Here is a 19088-nt window from a genome sequence, read left to right as displayed (position 1 = left end):
ATGAAAAGCAGGCGCGGTCCCAGTTTGGGGCCGCTTTTTCAGAAAACGGGCGCCAATTGTCAGCGCGTTTCGGTGTCTTTCGCCGACGTCTCGCCCATCTTCGATTCTCACTGCGGCGTGATCAGTCAGGAATAGTAGTTTTTCGCCTCAGCCTGCGTCGAGACGATGAATTGGATTAGTTGCTGCTTTGGGCAAAAATTAGCCGGTGCCAACGTCGCAGCCGTGCTGCTTAAGTGAGGCAGATCAAGGGCGCGGTTCCCTCGCGCGCTAGATTGGGGCTTAGAAAGATCCAAAATCATTGTCACACTATAGGCTGCGGGTTCGTCTAACATTTTAACGACCCAACTTGAAAGGCCATCGCAATGTCCGAGATTAGTAAACAGACAGTTTTGTCCGCGCAGGACGGCGACGCGCAGGCACTTGAAACGCTCGTCCGCCAGATTCAGGATCGTGTGTACAGGCTGTCGATCAGAATGCTCGCGGACCCATCAGCTGCTGAGGACGCGTGTCAGGAGATTTTGATCCGTATCGTGACGAAGCTTTCTACATTTGAGGGGCGAAGCCGTTTCGAGACATGGGTTCACAGGGTTGCTGTCAACTATCTTCTGACTGCAACGAAGGTTGTCGAGAAGGATCCGGTGCTGTCCTTTGAAGCATTTGCAGCCGATCTCGAGAACGGATTGCAGAGCTGTGCCAATGTGCATGTTGAAGACCAGGTCATGCTCAACGATCTGAGAATCCGGTGCACAATGGCCATGTTGTTGTGCCTCGATCGGAACCACCGCATTGCTTACGTGCTAGGTGAAGTTCTGGAGTTCAATCAGAGCGAAGCTGTGGAAGTCTTGGACATCCGCGCTGACCTTTACCGTAAGCGTTTGTCGCGAGCGCGAGCCGATGTACTAGCATTCACAAAACAGTCTTGCGGCCTGGCTAACCCTGAGGCCGCCTGCCACTGCAAAAAACGGCTTCCTGCCGCGATGGCCGCAGGAAGGGTATCTGCAGATGGCGTCGACCGTTGGCCTGATTCACCAAATTTCGCATCCATCGAGGCAGATGCAGCCCGAACCGAGGCATCCCTCGTCGCCGCTAAACTACAGCGTGCAACTGGATTGCTTTCGACGCCGCGCGATCTGGCAACTCACGTGATCGATGTGGTGCTACCAACGGTTTAGCACCTCACCGCCTACTAACTCAACAAAAGGAGACCCTGATGAAACATGCATTTGCATGGGCGATATCGCTCGCCTTTCTTTTCCCCCATTCAACAACAGCAGGAGATACCAAGATGACCATTGACAACGAACCCGTTCTGGCGGCCATCGAGAACATGATGGCTGCCTTTCAAGCCGGAGACATTACTTCAGTGATGAAGTCTTACGAACCAAACGCAGTTGTCACATTTGAGCCGGGCGCACCGGTAAGCGATGCAAGCCAACTGTCAGAGATGTTCACCATGACCGCCGCGTTGAACCCAAAGTTCGAATACTCTGGTCATGACGTTATTGTCAGTGGAAATCTCGCCCTCCACATCGCCCCGTGGAAGATGGAAGGCAAAACGCCTGACGGCCAGTTGATAGAACAATCCGGCTTGTCGGTTGCAGTGCTACGCCGGCAAGCAGATGACAGCTGGCGCCTTGTGATCGATAACCCTCATGGTCAACGGCTCATGCATTTGGACAAATAAAAGGCGCGGCGTGTTGATTTTCTATTGGCGCGCCGCTGTTCATCTCGGTTCACGGCGGCCTCTGTTGACCACGCCTTCGTACGGCGGATGCAAGCCGATTGGTGAACCTTCGCAGCAAACTAAGAAACAAATTTTCAAACGCCGCAATTGAAAAGCTGCTTCCACGGCGCGGTCTACTCCAACGAGTCGAAGATAGTATCAATAATTTGCAGGTGATCGTGGGGATCGTCGCCTTCAGAAACAGCTATTGCTACCCGATCAAAAAGGGCTGAAAGCTGGACCGTCAGGGCATCCACTGGCAACTTCCGGATTTCTCCGGCATCCATAGCTTCGATAAGACCCACCCGCAAAGTGTCTGCCGCGGTTTCCTGATCGATCCGACCAAGTTCCGTCTGTCCAAGAACTGCAAGACCGTCGCGCAGAATGATCCGAACACGCCCCTTATCGGCCATCGCATTAAGGTAGCCGCGGCTTCCGTGCTTGAGGGCATCCAAGGCCGATCCCGAGTTTAAATCCGCGTTCTTGCTGATATTGTCTGCAACCCTCGTGTATTCTTCGACGATCACCGCTCGGAAAAGCGCCACCTTATCCTCGAAGTGATGATACAGCGCGCCTCGCGTGACCCCTGCGGCCCTGACGATCTCGGGCGTTGAGGTTTCTGCATAGCCCTTCTCGGCAAACAGCTTCCTGGCTGCACTCACCAGCGCAGCACGCGTGGATTCACTTCGATCCTTGTTGGAACGGGCTTCAGTTCTTTGTTGCATACATGCCGCCTGTATGTTTATAGGTTACTTACATGCAGACTGTATGTATCTTGTAGGAGCAATACAACATGAAATGCACCCAATACTATCCAGTGATCCAGACGGACGATGTTGAGGCGACCAAGGCATTTTACGTCGAAACTTTTCACTTCACTGTTCTGTTTGACTCAGACTGGTATTGCCACCTCCAGTCCAGCGAAAACCCAGGCGTCAATTTGGCGATTCTCAAAGGGGATCACGAAACGATTCCCGCCGAAGGGCGTGGCGTAGTGCAGGGTTTGATCCTGAATTTTGAAGTAGAAGATGTGGATGCCGAGTTTCAACGCATCCGTGAGGCTGGTTTACCCATTTTGAAATCCTTGACAGATGAAGCCTTCGGACAACGCCATTTCATCACACGAGATCCGAACGGCGTTTTGATTGACGTGATCGAGCCGATTCCTCCAGTTGGAGAGTTCATTGATCAGTATGCTGCAGAAGCTCTGCCGACCTGACTCAAATTCTATGGTGCAAGGCAGTAAAAAGCTCTTGTAACGACATGAAGGTCTTCTCAAGGAGAGGCGTTGTACGGGCTAACACTCGCCATAGACAAAGCCTGGGACGACCCACTGGCATGAATGAGGGCATCAGTTCACCAAAACTAGTTGCACACCAAATGGCTGCGCTACCCTGATGGCGCGGTTGCCTCCTCGTTCCCAAGAGCGGCCACGGAGTTCGCGGCCCAAATCAAAGGTAGTCTATACTTGGAGAGGCCAGCCGTGGAGAGCTGGTATCTCGCAAACTCAATAAGACATCGCGTGTCGAGATCGCGATATCATCCAAGATATCTCCTGCGGTTTGCTCGTTTTGGACAAGACCAATTGCTTCTCCGACAAACGGTGCAACAACCTCAATGTCAGCACTTTCAACGGCGTTGCTCCAGCGACTGATCTGCGTGTTCAGGTCTTTCTTTAGCTCCTGGGGATAAGAGTCCCATTCTTCGATGAACCCGGTTTTAAGAACGCGACCTGAATAGCGTTCTGGCCATTCAATTTGGCGGATCGCGTCGACCACCCGCGTTCGTATTGTGTCGTCACCGGTGTGACCTAGTACGGGTTCTATCAGACGTCGATCTGTCAGAGCTTCCACCGCGCTCCAGAACCTTGTCCCAACAACCACGCCATGCGCGCCCAATGCCAGGGCCGCGACAAGTCCACGTCCATCTGCAATGCCGCCGGCAGCGCACAGAACCGTGTTTGTTCCCCTACGCGCGATTTCATCAGCGACTTCAGCAACAAACGCCATGGTGCCACGGCTTTGACCGTGCCCGCCAGCATCGCCGCCTTGGGCTACAATTACTTCCACGCCCAGATCAAGCAGATGACAGGCATCCCGAAATGTCTGAACCTGGCAGATCAGGGGCACGTTAGCCTGCTGCACCCGCTGCAATACGGGCGCCGGATCGGCGAAAGACAGAAACAGCGCCCGTGGATTGCAGGCCAATACCCGCTCCAGCAGATCGGGCCTGTCTGTCATAACAAAAGATATCAGCCCACAGCCAACCCGCGTGCCGGAGACCAGATCAAACTGGTGCTCAATCCAATCCGCGTCTCCGTATCCGCCGCCGATCATGCCCAAACCACCTGCGCGTGATACCGCGGCGGCCAGTTCCGCGCCCGCCACAAAAGCCATAGGCGCCTGGATCACGGGCAGATCTAGGCCAAAGACGTCAGTTAGGGGCGTTTTCATGACCGGTCCCTGTAGTCTTCAACGGGCAGTCCACCGATCCCCCAAGACTCCAGGGGGATTTCGTCAATGACGACAAAAGTCGTCGCCGGGCTCTTGCCAAGCACGTCCTGAAGCAGGTCCGTCACCCCGGAAATTAGACGTGCCTTTTCTTCTGGCGAAGGGCCAGACCCATCTGGTCCGCCTTCTTGTGTCACTTTGATGTTCACGTACGGCATTGGCTCACTCCTGTCTTGGCACCCATGTGAAAACCTTTGTGACGATCCGCCATTCAGCGTCGTGTCGGACAAGCGTAAGGTAATCCAGAAAATCGCGACCCATCATGCTCATCCGGGCGGTAACCCTCGCGATACGGGGGCTGCCAAATGCGATTTCGAGGATCGCCTCATCCCTGGGGTCACCACGTTCGGACGGGGGAGTACGGCCGTCAACACGTGTCATGTAGGTGTCGAGGTCGAGATAAAGCTCATCCCCATCCGTCGCGCAGATATACGCAAGCTGAGGGTGGAAAACCCGGCGGAGCATTACGCTGTCAGCGTGATGGAGACCTTCGAAATAGGCCTCCATCAGGGCGGCAACCTGTTGATGATCGCGGGGTGTCACTGGATCAGTCCTTCCGCCTTCAGCGCCGACTGCGCAGCGGGACGGTCTGCCACCCGCGCGACGAATGCTGCCAGATTTGGCCAACGCGACAAATCGATGCCTGTGAAGTTTGCCCAATTCGAAACAGCGAACAGATATGAATCCGCCACTGAGAATTTTTTCGCTACAAGCCATTGCCGTCCGTCTGACAATTGCTCTTCGATCAGGTCGAATTTGCCGGCAACTGCGTCGCGCGCGGCAGATTTCTCTTCTTCGCTTGCACCATTTCGAAATAGCGGATTGAACGCCTTGTGCAGTTCAGACGAAATCCAGTTCAACGCTTCCTGCAACCGCGCGCGTTCCAATGTTCCGGCCTTTGGCGCCAGATCGGATTCGGGAAACTGATCCGCTATGAACTGCAAAACAGCCGCCCCTTCGGTCAAAACGGCACCATCGTTCAGCTGTAAGGCTGGCACATAGCCCTTGGGGTTTATCGCGCGAAAATCGCTTCCTGATGCCGTCAGACCAGTATCGGTATCCACTGCCTCAGTTTCAAAGTCTGCACCGGTCTCGAACAGTGCGATGTGACTGGCAAGAGGGCACGCGCCGGGTTTCATGTAGAGTTTCATTGAAGTGTCTCCATGTTACTTGCCCAGAAATGACTAGCTGCATTCTCAATTCATTGATAATATCAAGTTTTCATGATGATGATCGATTTTGGAGATCATATTGAAGCTTGATCAACTCAGGGCGCTGGACGCTATCGTCGCGACGGGAACATTTCGCGGCGCTGCCGAAATGTTGAACAAATCGCAAAGCGCCGTAAGTCATTCGATACGCCTGCTGGAAGAGGAGCAGGATCTCATCCTTTTTTCACGCGAAACTTATCGTCCAACACTGACACCGGCGGGCGAAGTCTTTTGGGCGGAAGCCGCGCGAGTCCTGCACCAGGTAAGCGAGCTTCAAACGACTTCGGCCTGGTTGCGGTCCAAGGAAGAGCCACTGATAAAAATTGCAGTAAGCGCAACTTTGCCGCTTGAGTTACTGGTGCCAGTTTTGGCCGACATAGACGAACAATTCCCAAACACCCAATTGCGTTTGTCGACTGAAATGATGGGCGGGCCGATCGCAAGGCTAATGGAAGAGGACGCAGACATTGCCTTCGCCACACTCGATAGTGTTTCAATGGGTGAAGTCGAAACTCAACATGTCACCAACGTCACGATTTCTCCTATGGCCTCCCCTAAGACAGCCCTACGGTTCGGCGACGGACCTATATCTAATTCTGAGCTACAAAAGGTCCCCCAAGTCATAGTTGCAGGCACCGGCGGCCCCGGAAATGATCAGAGCCGCGATCTTCTGCCAGGAGGACGCAGGTGGACGGTTTCCGATTTTGCAGCCAAAAAGAATGTCATCCTCGGCAACCTTGGATGGGGTGGGCTGCCCTTGCACTTGGTGCGTGATGAACTCAAGGAAAAGAGCCTGATGCAAATTGACGTTGTTAGCTTTCCGCCTCGTTTATCCGAGATCTTTGCAATTCGGCGAAAGGGAAAGGCACACGGTCCCGTAGCGTCGGCGTTGTGGGCACGATTACAGACTCAGGGTTCCAAATTATAGGGCTAATTTTTCTTCGCCTTAAGCCGGATCTGGAAGTGAAACATTCAACAGTTCCAGGTCGCCCACGATCCCAGATATTTGTGTCAGGCAGTCAGATGTCGCGCTACGTCCGAGGAGCACTCTGAGCCCGAAGTGACGGGTGTAGAGCAACACAACTAAGTCCGCTCTCTGCAGCCATGCCCAAAACCGGCGAAAAAACCAATTTGAGCAAGGTGTCTATGTTCAGTTTGTAAGTTCAACCTTTCCGAAGAGACAGCACTGTGCACTCGGGCAGCGACTAAATATTGTTAATTTCACTGGCCGTCTTATAGGCTGCGCAGCGAATTTCATTCGCTAAACCAATGTCGGGAATGGACCGCGCCAAAACCATCCCTCCCACACAAAGACAGGCCATAGCCAGCGCCCGTTGGCGTGCAATTTCAGGCTCTGCCGGTTGTGCTGTCTCAAACAACCAGATCATTGACTTAAGCAGATCCTGATATGCGTTTCGAACGTCATCGTGCTCACGAGACACGTCCGAGGGCAACGCAATCATCGGGCATTGCCCTTCAAGATCACCCAAGTGCTTTTCGGACAGGTAGCTATCCAGCATGTATTGTGCCATTTCAGGTGAGAGATTTGTGGGGTCTATCCCAGCTTGATCACGCCACACAGCGCCGCGCCCGGTCAGAAAACTCTCTACCGCTTCGCTGTACAACGACTCCTTGCTCTTGAAATGTCTGTAGAACCCTCCGCGCGTCATTCCAGCTTTTGCCATGATCATATCGATAGTCACCTTTTCAAACCCATGCCGATTGAACAGAATGCGAGCGGCTTCAACGACCTTGGCGCGAGTTTGTGCGACATGTTCTTTGCTATAGGGCACGGTGAGCTCCTGTTTCGATCTGAATCCTGTAAGGCGCCAAAAGATGTTCTTGAACATATTTTGGCTGTGGACACTATTCAATTCTGGATTCAGTAGCCTACAGGAGTTTCAGAATGGGCAGTGCTTGCAGTTCGGGTCAGTGTTTATGTGGAAAAATAGAGATCCTGGTTTCTGAGCCACCCGATTTCTCGGTGATGTGCTTCTGTCAGGACTGTCAGAGGATATCGGGCGGCGGCCACCTTCCCCAAGCGGCTTACCCCATGGAGAGCGTGAAAGTCACTGGCAAGACGAAAACCTATACTTGGGTGTCCGACGCAGGACACAAGGTTGGGCTGACGTACTGTCCCGAATGCGGCTCACCAATCTACAAGGCCACAACAAAATTACCTGAAACACTTTTTGTTGCAGTCGGCATTCTTGTCGATCAATCGAATTTCAGAAAACCGCATCTCGCATTTGTCGAAAATTGCCAGCATTGGGACAAGATGCGAGACTTACAAACCCCCTGACGCAAGAAGGGTAAATCGTCAGAGTGACTGTCACTGGGGAGTGGAAAGAGTGTGGGGATACCAAAAGATTCTGCTGTAGAGTCTTGCTGTTTTTGCAGGAGACATAGCGATGAAATTCAGAATCAAGTTAGAGACTGAGTTTGGCTGGGGCGAGACGCGGTCACACGAGATTTGTACGATGGATCGCCGAACGGTTGATACATTGGAAGAAGACCTCGGGTTGTGTTTGGCCGAGGCGAAATTGCTGCTGAAAGAAATTCAGCGCGCGCTACTGCAAGATCAGGTCGAAGAGATCAGTGAGATCGCTCGCGTTTACCGTTTCTGCGGAACATATCTACCAGTTCATGATCGCCGCCAACGCCGTATCGACACGCTCTTTGGTCGTGTGACCGTCGAAGCGCCGCGTGTTCGGATATGCATGTGTGGACTCCCGGGATTTCCAACGTTGAAAGTCGCGCATTCTCCTCTGACCCGTCTCTTGCAGGATAATGCCACGCCAGAGCTTCGGCGATTGCAGGCGGAATTGGGAGCGCGCCATAGTTTTCGGGAGGTTGCACGGCTTCTGAATGAATTGACGCCATGCGGCAAACAGAACCATGTTACGATCCGCAATCGACTCGCGACCCTCGCTGACGACCTTGCGAACGACGAAAGCTCAGCGGTCTCCGAGACCGACCAACGCCCAAAGTCACCTGATATTGCAGTGTTTCTGGATAGCGCTTATGTGCGGTCGAGACCGGAATATCAGCGCCGGAACTTTGAGGTCATTGTTGGTTCCATCGAGAACAAGGACCGTGGGAAACGCAGATTTGGCTTAAGCGCGATCGGTGCAGACAATCCGCGCGAATATCTGCGACGAAATCTGGAAGCGGCCGGATGGCGTGATGGCGCCACCGTTACGGTTCTGTCTGATGGTGACCCTGCGTTGCCCCGATTGGTAAGGGACGCCACAGGTGCGGATGTCAGTCACGTCCTGGACTGGTGGCATATTTCAATACGCATCCGACATGTGGAAACGACATTCCAAACCCTGTTTTCTTTGCTGGAAGACTTCGCGGATCTCGGGATCGAGAAGCTCGTCCAAAATTTGCGGTGGCGTATTTGGCATGGTCAAACGGCTCGTGCGCTTGATGCCATTGAAGTGTTACTCAGATTTGGCATGCACATGCGAAGCCAAACTTTTGGCAGAACGAACGATGCAGCGCTCTCGGCAGTTTCGCGTACAATGGAACTGCAAACTTACTTGGAATACAATCGCGCTGCGCTCGTCGATTACAGCCAACGCCGTCGAACCGGCAGAGCCGTTTCGACATCGCGGGCGGAGGGTCTAGTCAATGACATAGCCAACGCTCGCATGGGCAAAAAGCGCCGAATGCGCTGGTCCCCAAAAGGCGCACATCGAGTAGCAACGGTCAGAGCCGCGGTCCTGGATGGAAGGCTTGGAGAAGTACAGCTACGCGCCGCTTGATCCCCAGAGTCTTTCCACTCCCGCCGGTCGGCGACGAGCTTGAAGCCCTCGCTGTCGATCTCGTAGCTCAGCGACTGGCTTTCCGGCACGGCGGCGCCCATGTCGCGCGCGCGGTCTTCGAATTCGCGCCCGATACCGCCGGCCTCGACAGTGGCCTCGTGGCGGTACCAGGCAAAACCCTCGACCCCCACAACGGTGATGTTGCCGCCAAAACAGCCAAAGCGTTCTACCAGACAGACTTCGACCCCGGCTCGCGCTGCCGCAAGAGCTGCGGCAAGCCCCCCGGGGCCGGATCCGACCACAAGCACGTCCGTATTGTGGATGACCGGCGTCTGCCGGGCGGGTTCCGTGATGACAGTCATGTCGCCCTCAAAGGAATGGCAATTCACACAGTGTTCCTTCGACGGCTCCGGCCGCGCGCCTTACGACAACCCGGTCACCCGGCTTTGCAGAGGTCGCCACAAGCGCGAACCCGATGTTTTTCTTCATGCGGTAGGACCAGACACAGGTGGTCATGTCGCCAATGCGAGTGCCATCCATGTCAATGTCGTTCCAGGTGAATTCCGTCTTGACCGGTTCCGAATTGTCCAGGACGACACCCAACTGATGCCGTTTCGGCCCCTCGGCCGCGATGCGGCGCAAGGCCTCGATCCCGATCGTGTCGTCAGGCACATGAAGATCGACATACTTGCCCATCCGAACCTCGAACGGATTGGTCTGTCCATCCGAGTCGCCGCCATACGAGACCAACCCGCTTTCGACACGTTCGCACCAGTTGGGGTTGCCCGGCCCGATGCCATGGGGCTGTCCTGCTTCCTTGACGATGTTCCAGAGTGCGGTGCCTTTGGTGCCATCCATCAGGTAGATTTCGAAACCGCCCTGCTTGGACCAGCCGGACCGGGCCACCGCGACGGGAATGCCGTCGATCTCGGTTTCGCGGAACCAGAAGTATTTCAGGTCGCGAACCCAGTCGCCAAAGATCGAGGCGACAACGGTTTCCGCCTTTGGCCCCTGGACCGCGAGGGGCGACACGTCCGGCTCGCTCACCTCGACATTCAGACCGCGCTCGCGCGCGATGGCCTCGGCCCAGAACCAAATGTTGCTGTCGGCGATGGACAGCCAATAGCGGTCCTCGTCCAGTTTCAGCAGGATGGGGTCATTGATCAACACGCCGTGGTGATTGCACAGCGGAACATATTTGCCCTGCCCGATCTTGCATTTCGTCAGGTCTCGCGGCGCAAGGATTTGCGCCAGACGCCCGGCATCTGGGCCCTTTAGCTGCACTTGCCGCTCTACCGCAACATCCCACATCGAGACATCGTTGATGATGCGCCAGTACTCCTCCTCTGGGCTGCCATAGGAGGTCGGCATCAACATGTGATTGTAAGTTGTCATGGCACACACACCATCGGCCAAGGTGGCCTCATAGAAGGGTGATGTGCGCAGACGCGTGGACGGAGAAATAGAGAACATGGCTTGATCGCGATTTAAGGGAAACAAGAGAAGGCCGCCGGTCCGGGTGGAACCGGCGACCCAAGGTCAGTTGACTGGTGCCACTGACGGGGAGAAAGCAGCCTTAGGTAAGCCAGATATTGCGTAGAGTCTGACCAAACCCACCAAGAGTTCCAACCGGATGGGGTGTGTACCCCATGACGTTTTGTGCTGTTGCCTCAAGTTGGTTCTGGAACACGGCGTTCACAAAGCCGCCATCGTCGTTCATCATATGCAACATGTCGCAATACATCTGCGCGCGTTTTGCCTCATCCAACTCGGCGCGAGCCGCCAGGATCATGGAATCGAATTCGTCAGAACCCCACATGGTCTCGTTCCAACTGCCACCCTTCATGTGAGCGATGGTCAGGAAGGCATCGACAGTAGGTCGAGCGTTCCAGCCCGACATGGTCATCGGTTTCTGCATCCAGGTGTGGGTCCAGTACCCGTCCGATGGGGTTTTTATCACATTTACATCTACCGCTCCCTTTGCAGATTGCTGGAAAGTCAAGGCAATGTCGTTTGCCGAATTCCCAGCAGTCTCGGACGTATGGAGGTCGAAGCCCGAAACCCCTGCCTTGTCGAAGTAGAACTTTGCCTTGTCGGGATCGTATTCGGCAGGCTTTACGTCCGGGCACCAGTACTTGTAGGTCGGGCCAATCGGTGTGTCTGCTGAAATAGTACCTATTCCCTTGAACACCTGGTTCAAAACAAGTTCACGGTCCAACGCGTGTTTGACACCTTTACGGAAATTCGCGTCATTTGTCGGAGCGCGGTCCACCATCATCACCATGTTGGTAAACGAACCAGTCGGTGTACTGTGAAGCGTCACAGCGTCGTTGGAGTTGAGCTGATCAACAGCGAAGGCCGGAACGTCGTATACTGAGTCCACATCCCCCGCTAACAACGCGCTCAACATTGCGTTTGCGTCCGGAACAGGGATGAAATCCAAGCCATCTAGGTAAGGCTTACCGTCCTCATAGTAGTTTTCGAAACGTTCGAAAACCACTCGCTCGCCGGGAATGAATTCCATCACCTTGAACGGGCCGGAGCCGATTGCATTCGTGAAATCGCTGTGCCCGGCTGGATGGATGGACAGATGGTAGTCTGACATGATCACCGGCAGGTCTGCATTGCCCGAGGACAAGGTGATCTTTACGGTCATAGCATCGGGTGCATCGATTGCAGTGACTGTCGAAAGAAGAGCCTTGGCAGGCGATTCCGAACCCTCGGCAATGTGGCGCGACAGGCTTTCGACTACATCGGCTGAGGTGACGTTCTGACCGTTGTGGAAAACTAGGCCATCGCGCAACTTGAATGTCCATTCGGTCGCTGCATCGTTGACACTCCATTCCTCTGCAGCGTCGCCTTCGACCTCAAGCGAGGGTAGCAAACGAGTCAATCGCTGGTAGACGCAATTGCCGTAGACTGCATCCGAAGTATCCGTCATCCTGACGGGCTCTAGGGTATCATCGGTGTTGCCCTGCGCGATCCGCAGCCAGCCACCGCGTGTTGGCGACTGAGCGTATGCGGGACCAGCCTGGGCAAGAATGCTGCTGGCTGTGGGCACCAATAAACCAAAAGCGCCTGCGCGTTTGAAAAAACCGCGACGACTGAGCGATCCCGCCTTATATTGGCGTACCAAGCTATCGATGTCGGACATTTTTTCCTCCCAGATGACCGATGCGGGTTGCACCCGCTGTTCATCGAAGTTTGAGCGGACGGCACCCGGTACACAAACAACCGATTCCATGACATTGCCATAACTGAGGTTATGGAAATATCAGCAGACTTCGAAAAGCCCAGCCGCACCCATACCACCGCCGACGCACATGGTGACGACAACATACCGAACCCCGCGCCGCTTCGCCTCAATCAACGCGTGGCCAACCAACCGGGAGCCAGTCATTCCATAGGGGTGACCGACGGAAATCGCGCCGCCATTCACGTTTAGCCTTTCGGGGTCAATCCCCAGCTGATCCCGGCAGGGAATGGCCTGGGCTGCGAAAGCCTCGTTCAATTCCCAAAGACCAACGTCATCCACTTTCAATCCGGCACGCTCCAGTAGCTTCGGAACAGCATAAACTGGTCCCATGCCCATCTCCTCCGGAGCGCAACCTGCCACAGCAAGGCCCCGGTATACGCCTAGTGGAGCGAAGCCGCGCCGTTCGGCCATACGGGCCGACATCAGCACACAGGCCGATGCCCCGTCGGACAATTGGCTCGCGTTTCCTGCGGTTACAACACCGGCTTCAACAACCGGCTTCAGCCCCGCAAGCGTTTCGATTGTCGTTCCCGGCCGGTTGCCTTCGTCCTGCCTAACCGTAACGGTTTCTTCGGTAATTTCGCCAGATTCACGGTTTTTGACCAGCTTGGTCGCTGTTACAGGTACGATTTCATCGTCGAATGCCCCTGCAGCCTGGGCGGCGGCAGTGCGCGTTTGCGAAAGTTCCGCGAATTCATCCTGTGCCTCACGAGTTACCCCGTGCAGTCGCGCTACATGTTCGGCGGTTACAAGCATCGGCATATACGCGTGCTCTGAGGCTTGGACTACGGCTGGGTCTTTTTCGTCCATGACCCAGTCGAAATACCTGGCCTGCACCGCGGAAATGTTCTCTTGTCCTCCCGCCACGACAATGCCCATTCCGTCGACCGAAATCTGTTTTGCCGCTGTGGCAATGGCCATCAGGCCCGAGGCACATTGACGATCGAGAGTCTGGGCTGCCGCCGTTGCCGGGAGACCACCTGCAAGCGCTGCCAGGCGGGCGATGTTCAGGCCGGCAGTCCCAGCGGTCAGGACCGATCCCAGCACCACATCTTCTACCTCTGTTGGATCGATACCGGCCCGACTGACGGCGGCTCGTATGGCGTGTCCAGCGAGTGTCGGCGACTTTGAGTTGTTGAAGGCACCCTTGAAAGCCAACCCTATGGGTGTTCGAGCGGTTGATACGACAACGACATCTTTCATATCACGAACCTTCCTATAAGATGAACCGGGCCCTAAGGGCCTTCTTGTCCAGTTTGCCAACCGACGTTCTTGGCAAGCTGTCGGTAAATTCAATCCGGTCTGGGATCGCCCATTTCGAAATCGCCCCTTGGTCAACCGCCACATCGAACGCCATACGAAGACGGTCGTAGGTTTTTTCGGTTTCATCACAGCAGGTAACAATCAGCATAGGGCGCTCCCCCCATTTCGTGTCTGGAACGCCAATGGCGGCCGCTTCACTCACACCTTCAACGGTGCTCGCGAGGTTTTCCAATTCAAGCGAAGACACCCATTCGCCTCCGGTCTTGATCACATCTTTAACCCGGTCGGTGATCCGCAACGTGCCCGTTTTGTCGATGAACCCGACATCTCCAGTATGCAGCCAGCCGCCTTGCCAAAGTGCCTCCGTCCCGGCCTCGTTTTTCAGATAACCTTGAGTTAGCCAGGGCGCGCGCGCCACAATTTCTCCCGTCGTCCTTCCATCGCGAGGGGCATCGTTCATATCCCCATCAACCACACGGATTTGCACAAACGGCGCGGGTTTTCCTGTTGCAATCCGAGCGCTCAGCGGCGTCTGCGGGTCCCGCGTGGCCATCATGTCCGCCACTGTCAGGAACGGACAGGTCTCTGACATGCCATAGGCAGCGTGCACGTCAACTCCGTGCTCTAATGCCTGCCTTGCCAGACCTTCGGACAGAGCAGAACCGCCTATGATGACCTTCCAGTTGCTGAGATCTGTTTGCGTGAGTTCAGGTGCGTTCAGAAGCATCGCAAGTATCGTCGGTACACAATGCGAGAACGTAACACCGTGCTTTTCGATTAGCCCCAACAGACGGGCGGGATTGTAACGACCAGGATAGACTTGTTTAAGGCCCATCAATGTGGCGACATAGGGTATGCCCCAACCATGCACATGAAACAGCGGGGTTATCGGCATGTAGACATCGCTCCGGTTCAGCCCGCCGCCTGGCACCGGGCCTAACCCGGCCGCGACCGCCATTGTGTGCAAAACCAGTTGGCGCTGGGAGTAGCTGACCCCCTTGGGATCACCTGTGGTACCGGTCGTGTAGAAAAGCGTCGCTCGGATATTCTCGTCAAAATCCGGGAATTCTTGCTCCGGTTCGCCCTGCTGCAGCAGGGCCTCGTACTCGCCTTCCGAGGACTCCACCTCGGGGAACACCCCATCGTCGCTAAGGATTACCAACCGCCAAGGCCGCACGATCCGCTCAGAGATCTCGAGTAGAAGTGGCAAAAAGTCGACGTGGCACAGGATTACGTCGTCCTCTGCATGATTGATCGTGTAGAGGATCTGATCCGGCGACAATCGGATGTTCACGGTATGCAGCGTGGCCCCAATCATCGGAATAGCAAAGAAACACTCGAGATACCGATGGCTGTCCCAATCCAGAACGGCCACAACGCTACCCTCACCCACGCCAAGTGAGCGTAGCGCCCCTGCAGCCTGGCCGACGCGCCTGGCAAAAGTGCGGTAGTCATACCGCTTCGTATCGGCGTGTACGATCTCCTGATCTGGCGTGTTTGCCAGCGGCGTGGCGAGGATTTGCTTGATCAACAATGGGTAGGAATAGGCAGTCATGGGCATCTCCGATCGCCCCAGTCTTTGCGTTCTCCAGCCCTGCGGAACAAACAACAAAATCTCGGTCTTTGCCCAAACAAAAGAATACACATGCCTTTGCTATAACCAAAACGACCCCAATCTGGTCGCTATGGTTGTTTGTCTCGCTTCAAGCTTGCGCCGAATATGCCGGAAGCCTTGAAGGGAGGACCAAGGTGTACCGAATTATTCTGACCCGCCTGGCACAGGGTTTACTAACCTTGCTCCTTGCTTCCATCATTATCTTCGGCGCGACGGAAATCCTTCCGGGCGACGTTGCTGAAGCCATTCTAGGACAAAGCCGCACCGAAGAATCGCTTGCCGCGCTTCGCGAAGAGATGGGACTCAACCGCCCTGCAGTAGTGCGTTATCTCGATTGGCTGGGCGGTATGATTCAAGGGGATCTGGGGACATCATTGGCCACCAAGCGACCTGTGGCTGACATGATAGAAAGCCGTATGTGGAACACTCTACGTCTTGCGCTTTTGGCAGCGGCAATCTCGGTTCCGATGTCTTTGGCTCTTGGCCTTTGGTCCGCGATGCGCGCCGGTGGCCGGATCGACAAAACTCTTGCCATGACCACACTTGCGTTGATTGCTGTGCCTGAATTCTTCATTGGTCTCATTCTGATGAAAGTTTTTGCAGTCGAACTAAAGTGGCTCTCCGCGTCGGCCAACACACGGCCCTACTTTGATTTCTGGCAGAATGTCCGGGCCTTGGCTCTCCCCGTAGCCACCCTCAGTTTTGCCGTTCTGGCGCACATGATGCGGATGACACGTTCGTCCGTCATCAACATCTTCACCTCTCCATACTTGGAGATGGCAGCACTCAAGGGCTTGCCCAAGCGTAGGCTGGTTTTGCGCCACGCGCTGCCTAACGCGCTGTCGCCGATCTTCACGGTTATTGCGCTTAATCTGAGTTACATGGTGTCCGGTGTCATTATCGTTGAAACCGTGTTTGGCGTACCCGGCTTAACGCGGCTTCTGGTCGACGGTGTCACCTTGAGGGACATTCCACTCATCCAGGCCTGTGCAATGATTTTTGGCACTGTCTATATCCTGCTGAATCTACTGGCCGACGTCCTGTCCATCATGGCGAACCCGCGCTTAAGGTACCCAAAATGAGCGAAGCAACCGATATCCCCACTCCCCGGGCCTCCGTCTTTGCGGGCCTGCGCCTGACCTGGACTGCAGGTATTGCCGGCGCGGTGCTGCTGTTCTGGCTCATCCTTGCGTTTTTTGGGCCATGGATCGCACCCCATGGTGAAGCCGAAATCATCTCAGGCCAGACCTTTGCACCGATAGGCGAAGGCGGTTTGCTGGGTACTGACAAGCTGGGACGAGATGTATTGTCCCGCCTGATCTATGGAGTACGTACAACGCTGTTGCTGGCACTTGTCACCACCATGATCTCTTTTTTATTCGGCGTCGCACTCGGTTTTGCCGCCGCGATTCTGAGAGGCTGGTTCGATATCGTAGTAAGCCGCGTTATCGAGGCATTCATGGCTTTCCCCTCCACTCTATTGGCTTTGGTTGTCATAGGTGCCTTCGGTACTTCTATAACAGTGCTTGTTCTGACTGTTGGGTTGGTCCTCTCGACCAGCGTATTCCGTGTCTCTCGAGCACTTGGTTATGACATCGGCGTTATGGATTTTGTCGAGGCTGCCCGTGCGCGGGGCGAAGGCACATGGTGGATTCTGACACGTGAGATCTTACCCAATTCCATGGCCCCCTTGATTGCCGAGTTTGGCCTTCGATTCACCTTTTCGATCCTGTTCCTTTCGGGCCTGTCGTTTCTTGGCCTAGGAGTGCAAGAACCTGCGGCCGACTGGGGGCTCATGGTGCAGGAAAACGTGGGGGGGCTGTTCCTCGGTTCGTCCGCAGCGCTTATACCAGCTGCATGCATTGCCTCCTTGACCGTTTCCATGAACCTGCTTGTTGACTGGTTCCAACAGCGCCAGCAAGGCGAAACTGTTCTGGAGAAGATCGACCAATGACCGACATTCTGACCATCAAGGACCTGCGCGTCGAGGGACGCCCCCCAGGCGGTAACTATGTGCCAATTGTCAAGGGCGTGTCCATGAGCGTCGCCAAGGGCGAAGTGTTGGCACTCATTGGCGAAAGCGGCTCGGGCAAATCTACGATCTCTCTGGCATCAATGGGTTTTGCCCGCCCCGGCTGTCGCATCTCAGGGGGTGAAGTCTGGCTGAACGGACGGGACATTATGAAATTAGCCCCACGCGACCGCCACAGCTTGCGCGGGGACGAAGTGTCTTACGTGGCACAATCGGCGGCAGCTAGCTTCAACCCTGCGCTTAGGATCGGCAAGCAAGTTATCGAGGCACCTCTTTGGCATGGCACCGGAGATGCCGAAACTCTGACCGCGAATGCAATAGAGCTTTACCACAAACTTGACTTGCCTGCCGCGGAAACCGTCGGCGACAAGTTTCCACATCAGGTTTCGGGCGGTCAGTTGCAGCGCTTGATGGCTGCAATGGCCATGTCCTGTGGACCCGACCTTCTGATACTCGACGAACCCACCACTGCGCTTGACGTAACGACCCAGATCGAGGTGCTGAAAGCCTTTAAGGACATTATCCGCGATCAGGGTACCGCCGCGATTTATGTCACACATGATCTCGCCGTAGTCTCGCAGGTGGCTGACCGAATTCTAGTGCTAAAAAACGGCGAGATGGTCGAGGAAGGCACAACGGATCAGATCTTGCATCACCCACAGCACGAGTACACTCGCACACTGATGGAGGCTGTCCGTCCTGCTCCACACTTGGTAGATCACGTGGAGACAGATCTGGCTCAGAGGCCGGTGATTTCGGCACGAAACGTGACTGCGGGTTATGGAGCTCTGACCATTCTCTCTGATGTATCCGTCGATGTACCTGCCGCTTCGGTCGTGGGCGTAATTGGCGAAAGTGGTTGTGGAAAAAGCACACTTGCCCGAGTTGTTGCGGGCCTCACACCGTTAAAGGGCGGAGAAGTCCAACTCGATGGCAATACCGCCGCTCCAGCAGTGAAGGATCGGTCGATTGAAACGCTTAAGGATTGCCAGATCGTCTTTCAAATGGCTGACACGGCGCTAAATCCTCGGCAACGGATCAGCGATATCCTGGGCCGTCCTCTGGAATTCTATCTGAACCTCAAGGGGCGCGCACGCGCGCAGAAGGTCGGCGACCTCTTGGAACTGGTCGATCTTCCTCGCGATTTCGCCTCCCGCTATCCCGGAGAGCTGTCTGGTGGGCAAAAGCAACGCATTAATCTCGCTCGCGCGCTTGCCGCCGAGCCCAAGGTGATCCTTTGTGACGAGGTGACTTCGGCGCTGGACACCGTGGTGGCCGCAGGTGTGATCGAACTCCTGAAATCGCTGAAGGACAAACTGGGCGTCGCCTACATGTTCATCAGTCACGATCTTTCCACCGTAGCTTCTTTCGCGGATGAGGTGGTTGTACTGTATGCCGGACGTGTCGTCGAAAAGGGACCATCAAAAGCGGTTTTTCGCCCGCCTTTTCACCCCTACACAAAGCTGTTGCTATCTTCGGTGCCCGAGATGCGCCAAGGCTGGTTGGAAGGCGTGGCAGATACAAGCGAGGCAAAGGCGGCTAGCGCTGGCAGCGTCGAAATTGGTGCGCGGGGCTGCCCCTTCGCCAACCGCTGCACCCATATCATTGCGGGAACATGTGATACTCGGACACCACCTTTGCATGACCTACCTGGTGGATTGAGCATCGCTTGCCATTTGACCCAGACGAACCTGCCCCTGGACTGACG

At 55.2% G+C, this 19088-nt stretch carries 19 protein-coding genes and 1 pseudogene; 9 read left to right on the top strand and 11 right to left on the bottom strand.

Translation table 11 applies throughout. The annotated features are described in order from the left end of the window. Window positions 1–389: 389 nt before the first annotated feature. Window positions 390–1172 carry an RNA polymerase sigma factor gene (locus tag ACR0KC_RS15215; protein WP_480791169.1) on the top strand — a complete coding sequence of 261 codons (783 nt, stop codon included), beginning with the start codon at window positions 390–392 and terminating at the stop codon, window positions 1170–1172. A 113-nt stretch (window positions 1173–1285) separates the two neighbouring features. Then, entirely contained in the window at window positions 1286–1684 is a 399-nt protein-coding gene (locus tag ACR0KC_RS15210; protein WP_480791170.1) for a YybH family protein, read from the top strand. Between the two features lie 173 nt (window positions 1685–1857). Here ACR0KC_RS15210 and ACR0KC_RS15205 read toward each other — a convergent pair whose 3' ends face one another. After that, window positions 1858–2448: a TetR/AcrR family transcriptional regulator gene (locus ACR0KC_RS15205; RefSeq protein ID WP_480791171.1), complete on the bottom strand. Its 591-nt coding sequence runs from the start codon at window positions 2446–2448 to the stop codon at window positions 1858–1860. Window positions 2449–2540: 92 nt separating this feature from the next. Between ACR0KC_RS15205 and ACR0KC_RS15200 the strand changes: the two genes are divergently transcribed. Then, window positions 2541–2942, top strand: a complete 402-nt coding sequence (locus tag ACR0KC_RS15200; RefSeq protein WP_480791172.1) for a VOC family protein — start codon at window positions 2541–2543, stop codon at window positions 2940–2942. A gap of 232 nt (window positions 2943–3174) precedes the next feature. Here the strand turns inward: ACR0KC_RS15200 and ACR0KC_RS15195 are convergent, their stop codons facing one another. The 4 genes from ACR0KC_RS15195 to gstA are packed head-to-tail and all read right to left on the bottom strand — an operon-like array spanning window position 3175 to window position 5384. Next, window positions 3175–4176 carry an NAD(P)H-dependent flavin oxidoreductase gene (locus ACR0KC_RS15195; RefSeq protein WP_480791173.1) on the bottom strand — a complete coding sequence of 334 codons (1002 nt, stop codon included), beginning with the start codon at window positions 4174–4176 and terminating at the stop codon, window positions 3175–3177. After that, complete coding sequence (locus ACR0KC_RS15190; RefSeq protein WP_480791174.1) at window positions 4173–4391, bottom strand: tautomerase family protein; 219 nt, start codon at window positions 4389–4391, stop codon at window positions 4173–4175. Before ACR0KC_RS15190 ends, ACR0KC_RS15195 begins: the two co-directional genes overlap by 4 nt. 4 nt (window positions 4392–4395) lie before the next feature. Beyond that, a complete protein-coding gene (locus ACR0KC_RS15185; RefSeq protein ID WP_480791175.1) occupies window positions 4396–4776 on the bottom strand; it encodes a nuclear transport factor 2 family protein in 381 nt (126 codons plus the stop codon). Then, a complete protein-coding gene (gene gstA / locus ACR0KC_RS15180; RefSeq protein ID WP_480791176.1) occupies window positions 4773–5384 on the bottom strand; it encodes a glutathione transferase GstA in 612 nt (203 codons plus the stop codon). The genes ACR0KC_RS15185 and gstA overlap by 4 nt, the downstream gene beginning before the upstream one ends. Window positions 5385–5484: 100 nt before the next feature. Here gstA and ACR0KC_RS15175 point away from each other — a divergent pair, with 100 nt between their 5' ends. Continuing rightward, window positions 5485–6372 (top strand): LysR family transcriptional regulator, encoded by an 888-nt coding sequence (locus ACR0KC_RS15175; protein ID WP_480791177.1) that lies wholly within the window; start codon window positions 5485–5487, stop codon window positions 6370–6372. Between the two features lie 277 nt (window positions 6373–6649). Here ACR0KC_RS15175 and ACR0KC_RS15170 read toward each other — a convergent pair whose 3' ends face one another. Then, entirely contained in the window at window positions 6650–7294 is a 645-nt protein-coding gene (locus ACR0KC_RS15170) for a TetR/AcrR family transcriptional regulator (protein WP_480791178.1), read from the bottom strand. A gap of 56 nt (window positions 7295–7350) precedes the next feature. On the opposite strand from ACR0KC_RS15170, the gene ACR0KC_RS15165 reads away from it, so the two are divergent. Beyond that, window positions 7351–7746, top strand: a complete 396-nt coding sequence (locus tag ACR0KC_RS15165) for a GFA family protein (RefSeq protein ID WP_480791179.1) — start codon at window positions 7351–7353, stop codon at window positions 7744–7746. A gap of 109 nt (window positions 7747–7855) precedes the next feature. Further along, entirely contained in the window at window positions 7856–9214 is a 1359-nt protein-coding gene (locus tag ACR0KC_RS15160; RefSeq protein WP_480791180.1) for an ISKra4 family transposase, read from the top strand. A 23-nt stretch (window positions 9215–9237) separates the two neighbouring features. On the opposite strand, the pseudogene ACR0KC_RS15155 reads toward ACR0KC_RS15160, so the two are convergent. From ACR0KC_RS15155 to ACR0KC_RS15135, 5 genes and pseudogenes are all read right to left on the bottom strand, one after another. Beyond that, window positions 9238–9576 (bottom strand): annotated as a pseudogene (locus ACR0KC_RS15155) (FAD-dependent oxidoreductase); the annotation flags it as partial. Window positions 9577–9583: 7 nt separating this feature from the next. Beyond that, entirely contained in the window at window positions 9584–10687 is a 1104-nt protein-coding gene (locus ACR0KC_RS15150; RefSeq protein WP_480791181.1) for a glycine cleavage T C-terminal barrel domain-containing protein, read from the bottom strand. Window positions 10688–10790: 103 nt separating this feature from the next. Then, window positions 10791–12368: an ABC transporter substrate-binding protein gene (locus tag ACR0KC_RS15145; RefSeq protein WP_480796348.1), complete on the bottom strand. Its 1578-nt coding sequence runs from the start codon at window positions 12366–12368 to the stop codon at window positions 10791–10793. Window positions 12369–12488: 120 nt separating this feature from the next. Further along, window positions 12489–13673, bottom strand: a complete 1185-nt coding sequence (locus ACR0KC_RS15140; RefSeq protein WP_480791183.1) for an acetyl-CoA C-acyltransferase — start codon at window positions 13671–13673, stop codon at window positions 12489–12491. A 13-nt stretch (window positions 13674–13686) separates the two neighbouring features. After that, entirely contained in the window at window positions 13687–15288 is a 1602-nt protein-coding gene (locus ACR0KC_RS15135; RefSeq protein WP_480791184.1) for a fatty acid--CoA ligase, read from the bottom strand. 194 nt (window positions 15289–15482) lie between these two features. Between ACR0KC_RS15135 and ACR0KC_RS15130 the strand changes: the two genes are divergently transcribed. From ACR0KC_RS15130 to ACR0KC_RS15120, 3 genes are read left to right on the top strand one after another with little or no spacing between them, the layout of a single operon-like run. Next, on the top strand, window positions 15483–16430 hold the full coding sequence (locus tag ACR0KC_RS15130; RefSeq protein ID WP_142638850.1) for an ABC transporter permease: 948 nt from the start codon (window positions 15483–15485) through the stop codon (window positions 16428–16430). Next, window positions 16427–17302, top strand: coding sequence for an ABC transporter permease (locus ACR0KC_RS15125; RefSeq protein WP_480791185.1), 876 nt, complete (start codon window positions 16427–16429; stop codon window positions 17300–17302). Before ACR0KC_RS15130 ends, ACR0KC_RS15125 begins: the two co-directional genes overlap by 4 nt. Further along, window positions 17299–19086, top strand: coding sequence for an ABC transporter ATP-binding protein (locus ACR0KC_RS15120; RefSeq protein ID WP_480791186.1), 1788 nt, complete (start codon window positions 17299–17301; stop codon window positions 19084–19086). Before ACR0KC_RS15125 ends, ACR0KC_RS15120 begins: the two co-directional genes overlap by 4 nt. Window positions 19087–19088 lie beyond the last annotated feature (2 nt).

The organism is Ruegeria sp. CF3 (assembly GCF_056537365.1).
This window is presented reverse-complemented; position numbering and strand designations above follow the sequence as displayed.

Coding starts and splice junctions, on each gene's coding strand:
- ACR0KC_RS15210 (WP_480791170.1), top strand. CDS start 1,286: ATGACCATTGACAACGAACCCGTTCTGGCGGCCATCGAGAACATGATG.
- ACR0KC_RS15205 (WP_480791171.1), bottom strand. CDS start 2,448: ATGCAACAAAGAACTGAAGCCCGTTCCAACAAGGATCGAAGTGAATCC.
- ACR0KC_RS15195 (WP_480791173.1), bottom strand. CDS start 4,176: ATGAAAACGCCCCTAACTGACGTCTTTGGCCTAGATCTGCCCGTGATC.
- ACR0KC_RS15190 (WP_480791174.1), bottom strand. CDS start 4,391: ATGCCGTACGTGAACATCAAAGTGACACAAGAAGGCGGACCAGATGGG.
- gstA (WP_480791176.1), bottom strand. CDS start 5,384: ATGAAACTCTACATGAAACCCGGCGCGTGCCCTCTTGCCAGTCACATC.
- ACR0KC_RS15170 (WP_480791178.1), bottom strand. CDS start 7,294: ATGTTCAAGAACATCTTTTGGCGCCTTACAGGATTCAGATCGAAACAG.
- ACR0KC_RS15165 (WP_480791179.1), top strand. CDS start 7,351: ATGGGCAGTGCTTGCAGTTCGGGTCAGTGTTTATGTGGAAAAATAGAG.
- ACR0KC_RS15160 (WP_480791180.1), top strand. CDS start 7,856: ATGAAATTCAGAATCAAGTTAGAGACTGAGTTTGGCTGGGGCGAGACG.
- ACR0KC_RS15150 (WP_480791181.1), bottom strand. CDS start 10,687: ATGTTCTCTATTTCTCCGTCCACGCGTCTGCGCACATCACCCTTCTAT.
- ACR0KC_RS15145 (WP_480796348.1), bottom strand. CDS start 12,368: ATGTCCGACATCGATAGCTTGGTACGCCAATATAAGGCGGGATCGCTC.
- ACR0KC_RS15140 (WP_480791183.1), bottom strand. CDS start 13,673: ATGAAAGATGTCGTTGTCGTATCAACCGCTCGAACACCCATAGGGTTG.
- ACR0KC_RS15135 (WP_480791184.1), bottom strand. CDS start 15,288: ATGACTGCCTATTCCTACCCATTGTTGATCAAGCAAATCCTCGCCACG.
- ACR0KC_RS15125 (WP_480791185.1), top strand. CDS start 16,427: ATGAGCGAAGCAACCGATATCCCCACTCCCCGGGCCTCCGTCTTTGCG.
- ACR0KC_RS15120 (WP_480791186.1), top strand. CDS start 17,299: ATGACCGACATTCTGACCATCAAGGACCTGCGCGTCGAGGGACGCCCC.